The sequence below is a fragment of the Pelotomaculum sp. PtaB.Bin117 genome, from assembly GCF_002067195.1.
Taxonomy (GTDB): domain Bacteria; phylum Bacillota; class Desulfotomaculia; order Desulfotomaculales; family Pelotomaculaceae; genus Pelotomaculum_D; species Pelotomaculum_D terephthalicicum.
On the sequence record NZ_MVQM01000155.1, the window covers coordinates 1 to 10,736 of the forward strand.

Below are 10,736 nucleotides of genomic sequence, written 5' to 3' on the forward strand. Positions count from 1 at the left end.
CTTCTTTTCTAGATGAAATGGCGGCGCATAAACCCGCACCGCCGCCGCCTATAACCAGAACGTCCGTATTTATAATCTCTAAAACCTCCATGTCTTTACACCTCTTTTCTTTAAAATCTTTTATTCCACTTGTTCCATTCCATCCTGCAGATATTTTTTCGCAAGATCAACATAGAGTTGCTTACCCCATAGCCAAAATTCCCGGTCCCTAGCTTCTACGTCCCGTACAATATTAGCCGGATTACCTGCCACCACAACCCCGCCGGGAATAATTTGACGGTTTTTCACCACGCTTCCTTCGGCAACAATAGTCCATGAGCCGATTCTGGCATGCAGGCTTAGAATTGCTCCCATTCCAATTACTGCATAATCTTCAATATCTTCCGCATGGACTATTGCACCGTGTCCAATAGTTACATTTTCCCCAATATGGCATTTACCACCAGTAAATGCATGAATAATTACACCGTCTTCAATAGCTGTACCCGAACCCACTTCAATAGTACCATGATCACCCCTGAGTATAGCTCCAGGGCCTATATAGCAACAATCACCGATTTTAACATCACCAATAAGCATAGTAGTTTCACCTATGTAACTTTTTGCGCTTACTATCGGCATTCGCCCGGCAAAACGGTATAAAGCCATAAATTAACCCCCCGGCTAAATGAAGCTTATTCTTAAAGCTCTTCACTATAATACTCTTCTCAAGAACGAGCCACCTGACCCATTTCATTAAACTTCACCGGATGCGAGTCAACCAGAGCAACCTCACCCCACCGGCGGGTCAGGTTATGCGGTAAGCCAAACTGGTCCATCACTCGCCCGACCAGATGATTAACCAAATCGTCGATGGTAGCCGGGTGGTTGTAGAAAGCAGGCATGGGCGGGACCAGATGCGCCCCCGCCCTGTTTACTGCAAGCATATTTTCAAGATGGATCACATTTAAAGGAGTCTCCCGTGGAACCAAAATAAGCTTCTTTCGTTCTTTCAACATCACGTCGGCAGCACGGATAATAAGGTTTTCAGCCAGTCCGTGGGCTATTGCCGCCAGTGTTTTCATGCTGCAGGGGATAACAGCCATACCGCTGGTTTGGAAAGAACCGCTGGCAACCGCTGCTCCCACATTACGCAGCTCATGGCAGAAATTGGCCTTTCTGCGCACCGCCTCAACATCGTAATTTGTCTCTAAAGCAATTGTTTTTTCAGCCCAACTGCTCAAGATAAGATGAGTTTCTACACCCGTACATTCCTGTAAAGCCTCAAGCAGCCGAACACCGTAAATTGCTCCGGTAGCCCCCGTGATAGCGACTATAATTCGCTGAACATTCATGTTTGCACCCTCCTGCTCATATCGTTTAATCATTCTTGTGACATAGCCTAAAAAACCTAAAACCTGTTAACTTAGCCACGGGAACTGGCTATTCCATCCGCTTCGACAATGGGATGAAGAAAAGACTTTACGTTTTCCCTCTCAAAAATTAATGAGACGATTATACCAACCAGTAATGACCATACCGGAGAGCTGATATTGTAGATTGAAAAATTGGAGTAGGCAACGATAAACGCGAAAAAGGCTCCCATTTGAAATTTATTCTTGCTACTAAAAGCTACTTCAAACGCAGTGATAAATAAGCTTACCATTGCCAGCCCCGCTAAAACGTTGGCAACAGTTGCAGGCAAAGACCTTAAAAAAGGTACTAACAATCCGCTTATAAATGCAACAAAAACTTGAATAATCCCTTTTAAAAATCCCGCGACCCACCTGTAGTCCTTCGGCCCGGCATCATCACAAGAGGTTATCGCAGTTACCGGGCCGGCAACTGTAATACTGTGCGCCAGGAAAAAAGCGCCTATTGTTGAGCAAATACCGGTAGACGTAATCATCGCATTAACAGGCGCATCAAATTTATTGGCTGTTAGAATCCCGTAACCTTTCAAAAAGTCAGCAAGCCCCAGCAATACCAGTGGTACGCCTATGGATAATATTGCGGCAAAGCCAAAGTCGGGTTTTATTAAAAGAGGAGCATAAAATAGATCACCCATTGCCATCTTCGACTTCATGAGGTATATGCTAACAATTACGCCAACTACCAGCGCGATCGCCTGAGGCGGGATCTTCTTTGTAAAAAGTCGGCTTACAAAAAACGCTAATAATGTTATTCCAGCGCCTATATAATCCTTTTGAACCGATGTAACAATTCCCATTGCGTAACTAAACAAAGCCCCCGCAATCATTCCCATAATGATTGGTAAAGGCAAATATTTAACTACAGTTTTAATTAAACCGGTAACGCCAAGAAAAAGTAATATCAGCCCTCCAAAAATATACCCCCCGACCATTTGGTTCAATGAAAAAACTTTCATGAGACTGCCTATTACAATGATGCCAGGCAAAGAAAAGGCAATGGCTATGGGCTGCTGGTAATAAAGAGAAAAAAAAACCATTAACGCACCGCTGATAAAATAAATAGACATAAGCCATGTAACAGTCTGTTGGTCAGTTAAATGGGCTTCATTAGCAATATTGATTAATAATATGATCGGCCCGCTCAAGCTAAAAACTGTTGCGATTAAGGCTGCGGTGACATTATTGATATTAAAACTATGCGGCAGGGCTTTTAAGGATTCTCTAATCCCCGGGCCCCGTTCTAGTAAACCCTTAGACACGCAAAACCCTCCTATCTTTTATAGAACTATCCACCTTTGGGAAATTCCCAATTAAAAAAAATTGGGGGGGCGGTTCTTTTAACACCCCCCATGGGAGATCTCAGGGGACGGTGCTATATAGCCCCCTTCCGGAATTTTCGTGCCAAATTTTTATCTGTAGCTTGTTAGCAGGTATAATTTTTTGAGATTTGACTATCCCGCGCTACTCGACCGCTTACTCCGCTCGTCGATAAATCTTTTGCCTTTATAATCTGAACGCGCGAGTGTCCCCTTGGGCACTGTCTGTATATCAACCCGCAAGTTAAGGCGTTTTTTTAATTCGGTGGCAATGAGCTCACTTACATCTTTTGACGAGGGAGTCATCTCGATTTGTATTTTTAATTCATCCATGTCACCCCGGCGGTAAGCGGTAATCTGATATTCGTTTCCCAGTTCCAGAAACTCTTCCACGATATTCCCCATAGTGCTCGGGAAGACGTTTACCCCCCGGATAATCAGCATTTCATCCTGTCTCCCCAGGACCCCTCCGATTAATTTGCCGAAGGTCCGGCCACAAGCGCAAGACGATTTTTCCAAGCGCACCAGATCATTGGTCCGGTAACGGATGGCCGGGCTGCACGTGCGCCCCAGATTCGTGAGCACCAGTTCGCCGGTCTCACCGTCCGCAACGCTTCTCCCGGTCTTTGGATCCAAAACTTCCACGATAAACTCGCTCTCAATAATGTGCAGAGCCTGGTTATCATGTTCGCACATAAAAGCATAGGTGCCGGTCTCGGTTAATCCCGGGTACTCAAATACTCTCGCACCCCAGGCTTTTTCGAGTTTTTCCCGCACGGACGGAATCATTGCTCCCGGCTCCCCGGCCAGGATAAGCACCCGGATGGCTGAATTAGCCAGGTCAATACCTTCTTCCTGGGCCGCCTCGGCCAGGCGCAGCATATAAGTAGGTGTACCGATGATTAAGGTGGCCTGGTTTTCGACTATGCTGTTCAAACGCTGCTCGGTGGTCCACCCCCCGGTGGGAATTGTCAATACATCCAAGTGCTGCGCCGCTTCGTATACACCCCAGAAAGCGGTATAAGGGCCAAAGTTAAATGGCAATAACAGGACATCCTTGTTTGTAACACCTGCCGCTGCCAGTGAATGGGCCATGCAACGCGCCCGCCAGGCCCAGCTGTCTTTCGTATCGAGCCATTTTAAGGGTTTGCCTGTGGTGCCGGTAGTCTGGTGGAACTGGACATAGTTTTCGAACGGTTCCGTTAAGTTTGTCCCGAAAACGGGATGCTCTTCCTGATCCTTCTGGAAGTCTTTTTTGTTCGTAAACGGCAGCTTTGTTATGTCGTTAAGATCTTGGATGTCTTCAAGCGCTACCCCGTGTTTCTTAAACCTATCCTGGTAAAACCGGTTGCCCTGGTATACCTTCTCCAGCATGTCCCGTAGTCTTTGCCATTGGATGTCCCGTATTTTTTCACGAGGAACTGTTTCAATTGCCGGATCGTAAAACATTACCTCCCACCTTTCTCGGAGTATAAACCGTTTACTTGTTCATGACGCTAAATACGTCGGTATAAGGACGACCTTTTACATAGTCAGGCAGTTCTTTCAAAATTTTAATCGCCCATGGTTTCGGATCAAGCACACCCATTTCTGAACGTACCCAGAGAGTGTCCGCTCCCGGCAAATTCTCGGCCGAGCGGGCTACTAAAGCTCTAACCTGCTTGGTATCGTATTTTCTCGGACCCGGTGTCAGGTCCTTAATAAATATGTCGCGCTCACCTTCATAAAGATCCGCATACTTACGAACATAGGTAAGATATTCTTTTGGCATATAAATCTCTGCCTCCTTAAATTCATTTATTAATCAAAAAGTGTCCGGATTTCTAAAACCCGTATTCATGCCATTTGGCCAGCACTTTATCCTGCGTTTCCTGCGAGTAAATCTCTTTGAAAGTAGCCCTCGGCGGGATGTTTTCTTTCGGCCATTCCAACGGCCAGGTAGCGTCAAAGGCCGCGAACGCTCCCTTGAGGATGCGCCGTTCTTCCGCATCGTAACAGGGAGTGAGGGCATTGGACTTCCCTACAAAGTGCTCCACGACGATACTCCGTCCCGGGTGACACTTGGTGGCAAAAGCATGTATCCACTGTTTCATGTCAAAGACATCCACATCTTTGTCTACCACGATGACTTTGGAAACCATTACCCGCCGCGCGATAAAGAAGTCAAGCACTTTCTTGGTTACTTCGATCCCGCCTGTCCTCACGCCGACAATAACCAGGTGAGTGACTCCTTCAGGCGGCACGTATACATCTGTTACGTCGATGCCACGCCTTTGCAGCCCTAATTTCATTCCCACGGCCGCAGTCAGAGAGGCAGCAATTGAACTGTCATCAACCGGGGCGCCCAGGGCGGTCATTGATAAAATGGGGTTATTCCGGTGTGTGATCGCTTTGATCCGGAAAGCCACGCCTTCTGCCATGGTACCGCTCCGGAAGCCCGGGTATTCTCCAAAGGGACCATCCGGTACAATGGCGTCTGTGGGAATTTCTCCTTCAATAATGATTTCCGCATTGGCCGGCACCATGATTTCACTTGTCTCGCACTTAACGAGATCGACCGGCTCTCCTCTTAAAGATCCGGCCACCTCAGCCTCATTTACTCCAGGCCGCATAGGCGCGGTAGCCACCATGTGATCGAGAGGATGTGAGCCAATCACTAAAGCTACAGGCATAGGCTGATTCTTGGGCACGTATTTCTCGTTCAGCATCATGGCAAACTGGCTGGTGGTCTGGGGCCATCCGGCAAGAAAATTCTGATTGTGGATCATGAAGCGGTACATGCCCCAGTTCGTCCAGTTTGTTTCCGGGTCCTTGGTTATCACGGCGTCCCAGGTACCGATATAGCGCCCGCCATCTCCCTCGTGAATAAGGGGGGCCGGCAGCCTATAGATGTCTGCTTGTTCCCCGATGAAGACATTTTCCTTACAGGGAGCCGCTTTACGATCAACGATATTGGGTTGAACCCGTCCTTCTATCCGCTTCTCATATTCCTCGTAAATCTCCCGCAACGGCGTGTTTGCATCCAATCCCATGGCAATGGCCACCCGCCGCCAAGTGCCACACTCACCGTTAATAACGGTGTATCCCTGTGGATAATCTTTGATCTTCTCAAACCAAAGGCACGGGCCGTATTGGTCGTATACCCGGCGGCTGATCGCTCCTAGCTCAATATCCCAATCCACTTCCTTTTTGATCCGCACTAATTCCTCATTTTGCTCAAGCTGTCCGATAAAATGCCTCAAATCTTTCATTGGTTCATCCCCTCCATGCCTTATTTTTGCTATTAGACTTTCTTCGGCTCCGCGGTTGCCTTAAAAGTAAAAGCTGATTATATTACCAGCAATTTATATACCAAGTCCTATTCCCAATAAATCCACCGTTTTGTGACGTTCTTCTATCATTAGACTTGCAGAATTTAAAAGGGTTGGTTTCTGTTGAGAGAACCAACCCCGTATCTTATACCTGTTCAAGGAAATTCAAATATTTGAAAATTTAATTTCAATATTTATAATTTTCTTTTATTTCACAATATATTAAATTGTTATAATTAATAAATTATTAATAAAAATTAATAAAAAATTTTTGATTAATAATCAAGATATACTTTATTGGGCAATAAATAGCTTGGTCGATGTCCATCAATAAATATTTGCGCCACATAGTTACAATTTTCCATAATTTTTTTAATTTCTTCCGGCCCGGCATTGTCCACGTGTATACCTACAACCACAACTACAGGTTTACCAAAGGCTAATGCTATTTTTTCCGCAATGGGCTTGGCCACTTCGTCATCTTTATGACCTAACAAAGGTATCACGCTCGTGTTACAGCTGACTTTAGTATTGTCGGAGATGCTTGGCCTAGTCAGGCTTATTGCAACTGCTCCTACATGCGGCTTATCGCCGCCATAAAGATGTGCGACTAAACCGTCTCCGGTAATTGAAACCATCAATTCAACTCTATATTTCCCATCACCCGCGGCATAAACCACTTGTTCCGTCAAATTTATTCCCTCCCTCTAAAAGAGATTGATAAAGTAAAAAGCGCATTATATTAATTGCAATTTATATGCCAATTTCTATTTCTAACAAATTCAGCGTTTTGTTACGCTCTTCTATCCTTAGACTTGTAATACTTAAAAGCGTTGGTCACCTTTTAGAAAACCAACCCTGTATTTCATACCTGTATATATAATTCTATTTTTTATAATAATATTATATCATTTAAATACTTTGCTGTTCTTATTTGGGTTAATCACATTTAAATTTCCGCAATTTATTATATAATGTTGTTAAAGAGATACCTAACGCCTGAGCAGCTTCCTTTTTGCCGGCCAAGGAAGGGCCGTACTTTGCGAGTGCACGGCTTATCATCGACCTTTCCAGTTCCTCTAATGAGACAATGGATTCAGGTTTTTGAGACGGCAGTGGTGACAGGCAAATATCATCCGCCTTGATCCATTCCCTGTCACATAGTGTGCCAGCTTTTTCTAGAACATTTTCCAATTCACGAATATTTCCTGGCCAGCAGTGGTTTGCCAATTTGCCTAAAGCTTTATCTTCCAAACCTTTTATCGCTCTACCAACCCGGCAACTAATTTTAGGCAACAAGTTTTGCACTATTAAGGGAATATCGTCAATTCGTTTACGCAGCGGCGGAATTTCTATATTCACTACATTCAACCGGTAATATAAATCTAGACGAAACAAATCCTTGGCAATTAATTCCTCTAAGTTCCGGTTGGTTGCGGCGATTACACGCGTATTTACTTTTATTTCTTTAGTGCCCCCCAAACGACGGAACTTTCCGTTTTGGAGCACCTGCAGCAGCTTGGCCTGCAGCCGCAAATCCATATCTCCAATCTCGTCCAGAAAAATAGTCCCTTGATTAGCTACTTCGAAAGTCCCAATTTTTTGCTGCCCTGCTCCGGTAAAAGAACCTTTTTCATAACCAAAAAATTCACTTTCTAAGAGACTATCCGGAATGGCCGCGCAATTCACATTAACAAACGGCTGATACCGGCGCATGCTGTTATTATGAATGGCTTCAGCAAACAACTGCTTTCCCGTACCGCTTTCTCCCCGTAATAGTACGGTTGAGTCTGTCTGTGAAACACGCTGAGCTATAGTAATAGCCTCTTTAAAACATTGAGTTTGACCTGCTATTGTATTAAAATCATATCTTGCCTGTCCAATTTGCTTAGACCTATCGGAAGAGCTCCGAATGTCTTCTCGGGCTTTAGCTAACTTATCTAACATGCTCATCGCTTCCGTGACTCCACGAAAGAATACAATTGCCCCAACAAACTGGTTGTCAATGTGGATGGGAAAGGCGTTGGAAAGGACTTCAGTTTGGGCTCCCGGTGGTAAATGTTTTTTGCCAAAAACCGGTTGACCAGTCAATATAACCTCTGTTAATGCTCCGTACGGGTTCGTTTTTAATATATTTTGACCAATTCTTTTCTGTCCGTCATTTCTGCAAATTAATGTGTATGAATTATTGGCATAGACAATATTGCCTTCGTGATCAGCAAGAAGAATTCCCTCCGGGGAAGAGTCTAAAACTGCGTGCCCCAGTATACCGATACTTTCTACAAGGCTATTAAACAAGAATATCACTCCCCGAGTTATTATCCTCATCATTGCAAGGCCAGGGTGATATTATATTCACATTATTGATATTATTTATATTATTGACACTAATCCGACAATTTCGTAAATTGTGTGGTGGATTATAGCCATAGCTCTCTCATCATAAATTGCAAACAAGCAATATTAAGTCTTTTCATGTTTCTAGTAATTGCAGAAGACAAATTGAGTCAAGAGTTCTATATCTAGAAAAAGAAGGCTTTGTGGTTTTATCTGACGGGACTAACAGAAGATTTACTACTTTTTGTTGCTAGAAGGTGCATTACCAAGGCTGATCATATTTCCCGCCACCATAGGCCACGCCATTAAAAATTAGCTTTAACAAATAACGATGTGACATGTATCCAGTTCTCTACCAGTCCGATAATGCAATATTTCTTTGGAAATAAACAATCTCATTTAAGATATTAACCCGGTTTTATTTTAATTTTATACATCCAGATATTAACTATGATAGTTCGTCATATTACTATGGTATGCCTTCTATTGCACTAGAAAAATTTTTAAACAAATTGCCATATAATTCGACAAATATATTACCCGGTTGTTCAGGCCGCATTCACCTGCCCAGTCTGCCGTGCCTTTTTTTCTGGAACCTACCGGCACCAAAACTTGTGGCCTCGCCTAACAGTCTGAGTTAACCACGATTAATAAGCTGCTTTAAACCGTTTATGCTTTTGTCAAAATATCTCTATTCCTAAATCCAAACAATCCAATACCCGTCAATACAGCAGAAAGGCAAATCAGCCAAAACAACGGAAGCAGCGGCAAATTTGTAATATTAATGGTATAGTGGGCATAAGAGAAGGGAGAAATACACATTAGTGACCAATCAATGATCTGCGTTTCCCAGGCAAGCTCCAATATACTAAACGATAACCAAACCACCCATCCCAGTGCTGTTATGCGAGGCCATCACCCATACAATAGAGCTGTTACACCTAACAGTATCCATACAGGTGGGATTTTTGAAACGCTCATACCAAAAATGTGCCAAAACTCATTGTTTAAATCGCCGGCGGCAAGCCCATAAACCAGTCCCCCGGCAATGCCCACGGCCAGCAGCAATGCAGCAGAACATAAAGATGCTACGATTAAATGGCTGCTCATCCAGCGAATCCGACTGACCTGCTTATCCACCAGCATTTCTGCTCTGCCTTCATTTTCTTCTTTTTTCAGACGCAATACAGCGGTCATGGTATAAACAGCCACAAAAAGTGATATCAGATAAATGCTGATGCTAATAAAGACATAGCCCAAACCCACCTCATCAGACCAACTTGTGCCGCCCAGATTCGACAGCCAGTCACTCATTCCACCGGCATTGGATAAACCGGGAGAGATGGCCGCAAACACAACAATATACAATATTGTCCCCACCAGCCAACCGATAAGACTTCTCTTATGCAGCCTCCAAGCCAACGCCAAAGGACTGGAAAGATGGGAAACCGCTTCCGGGGGCCCGGAACGGGCCCAAAAAACACCTGCCCCCAGATCTCTGCGGGCAGAAAGTACATAAGCAATAACGGCGGGTACAGCCGCAAAAACAGCACAATACAGCAGGCCCCAGCCATGATTGCCGGCAAACGGTTGGGTTACCCGCTGCCATGCTATGGGAGTAATCCATCTTAATAAGGTATAGCCGCCTCCGAAGTTATTCAAAATCGCCATAACTATTCCCATGTCCTGCTAGAGGGAATGGAAAAGCCACTACCGACGGAGAACTCCTGGCTTTGTTAATAAAATACACAATTATTGCAAAGGCTATTATATTAAGGAGGTTATCAACATGAAGATACTAAAAACTTTAATAACGAATGAAGGGCAAGATCAAGACATCCATGCTGGGGAAGCATATTCTTTATGGACGCAATTAATAGCCCGTTATGATACCGCTGAATTAATTGATATTTTTATAAACCTAACCAAGGATAATGACCTTAAACGTCTCTTAAAAAACGGCTTAAACAAAACAATTTTACCCCAAATTGACCGATTGGAAAAAGCCATGCAAAGATATCAGGTTCCACTGCCGCCACGGCAACCAAAAGGCACTGATTTTTCGGTAAATATGGATATAGCCAGAGATCAAGGGATGTTTCGCATTATTTTGTCCATGACCCAGACAGCTCTCAGCTTACATACTAAAGCAATAAATATATGTACCAATAATTTTCTTAGAAATATGTTTACGGATTTCCTTAATGAAGAAATCGAAATTTATAACCTATTATTGGAATACGGCGAATCAAAAAACTGGGTATATAGCGCACCGAATTACAGTAACTCAAGTACTTAAAAAAGCTCTAGTTTCAGATACGAAAAGCCAGGATAGACGCGGTGACTCCTGGCTTTCATAT

9 protein-coding genes and 1 pseudogene are annotated in these 10,736 nt (G+C 44.0%); 1 reads left to right on the forward strand and 9 read right to left on the reverse strand.

What is annotated here, in order from left to right; all coding sequences use genetic code 11:
• Positions 1-120 precede the first annotated feature (120 nt).
• From A4E54_RS11500 to A4E54_RS11540, 9 genes and pseudogenes are all read right to left on the reverse strand, one after another.
• On the reverse strand, positions 121-648 hold the full coding sequence (locus A4E54_RS11500) for a gamma carbonic anhydrase family protein (protein WP_240084132.1): 528 nt from the start codon (positions 646-648) through the stop codon (positions 121-123).
• Positions 649-707: 59 nt separating this feature from the next.
• Complete coding sequence (locus A4E54_RS11505; RefSeq protein WP_240084133.1) at positions 708-1,334, reverse strand: UbiX family flavin prenyltransferase; 627 nt, start codon at positions 1,332-1,334, stop codon at positions 708-710.
• Between the two features lie 71 nt (positions 1,335-1,405).
• Positions 1,406-2,671, reverse strand: a complete 1,266-nt coding sequence (locus A4E54_RS11510; RefSeq protein WP_240084134.1) for a benzoate/H(+) symporter BenE family transporter — start codon at positions 2,669-2,671, stop codon at positions 1,406-1,408.
• A 192-nt stretch (positions 2,672-2,863) separates the two neighbouring features.
• A complete protein-coding gene (locus A4E54_RS11515) occupies positions 2,864-4,177 on the reverse strand; it encodes a phenylacetate--CoA ligase family protein (RefSeq protein ID WP_240084135.1) in 1,314 nt (437 codons plus the stop codon).
• A gap of 31 nt (positions 4,178-4,208) precedes the next feature.
• Complete coding sequence (locus tag A4E54_RS11520; protein ID WP_240084136.1) at positions 4,209-4,499, reverse strand: hypothetical protein; 291 nt, start codon at positions 4,497-4,499, stop codon at positions 4,209-4,211.
• A 52-nt stretch (positions 4,500-4,551) separates the two neighbouring features.
• On the reverse strand, positions 4,552-5,979 hold the full coding sequence (locus tag A4E54_RS11525) for a UbiD family decarboxylase (RefSeq protein ID WP_240084137.1): 1,428 nt from the start codon (positions 5,977-5,979) through the stop codon (positions 4,552-4,554).
• A gap of 335 nt (positions 5,980-6,314) precedes the next feature.
• The gene (lpdD, locus tag A4E54_RS11530; RefSeq protein WP_240084138.1) at positions 6,315-6,731 is read right to left on the reverse strand and encodes a prenylated flavin chaperone LpdD; all 417 of its coding nucleotides are present in this window, start codon (positions 6,729-6,731) and stop codon (positions 6,315-6,317) included.
• A 247-nt stretch (positions 6,732-6,978) separates the two neighbouring features.
• Positions 6,979-8,337: a sigma-54 interaction domain-containing protein gene (locus A4E54_RS11535; RefSeq protein ID WP_240084139.1), complete on the reverse strand. Its 1,359-nt coding sequence runs from the start codon at positions 8,335-8,337 to the stop codon at positions 6,979-6,981.
• Positions 8,338-9,045: 708 nt separating this feature from the next.
• A pseudogene (locus A4E54_RS11540) lies at positions 9,046-10,059 on the reverse strand (efflux permease Rv1217c-related protein).
• Between the two features lie 106 nt (positions 10,060-10,165).
• Between A4E54_RS11540 and A4E54_RS11545 the strand changes: the two are divergent.
• Positions 10,166-10,675, forward strand: a complete 510-nt coding sequence (locus A4E54_RS11545; protein ID WP_286726190.1) for a DUF3231 family protein — start codon at positions 10,166-10,168, stop codon at positions 10,673-10,675.
• Positions 10,676-10,736 lie beyond the last annotated feature (61 nt).

Excerpts from the sequence above, each read along its gene's own strand:
- A4E54_RS11515 (WP_240084135.1), bottom strand. The coding sequence starts at position 4,177 with ATGTTTTACGATCCGGCAATTGAAACAGTTCCTCGTGAAAAAATACGG.
- A4E54_RS11505 (WP_240084133.1), bottom strand. The coding sequence starts at position 1,334 with ATGAATGTTCAGCGAATTATAGTCGCTATCACGGGGGCTACCGGAGCA.
- A4E54_RS11525 (WP_240084137.1), bottom strand. The coding sequence starts at position 5,979 with ATGAAAGATTTGAGGCATTTTATCGGACAGCTTGAGCAAAATGAGGAA.
- A4E54_RS11520 (WP_240084136.1), bottom strand. The coding sequence starts at position 4,499 with ATGCCAAAAGAATATCTTACCTATGTTCGTAAGTATGCGGATCTTTAT.
- A4E54_RS11545 (WP_286726190.1), top strand. The coding sequence starts at position 10,166 with ATGAAGATACTAAAAACTTTAATAACGAATGAAGGGCAAGATCAAGAC.
- A4E54_RS11500 (WP_240084132.1), bottom strand. The coding sequence starts at position 648 with ATGGCTTTATACCGTTTTGCCGGGCGAATGCCGATAGTAAGCGCAAAA.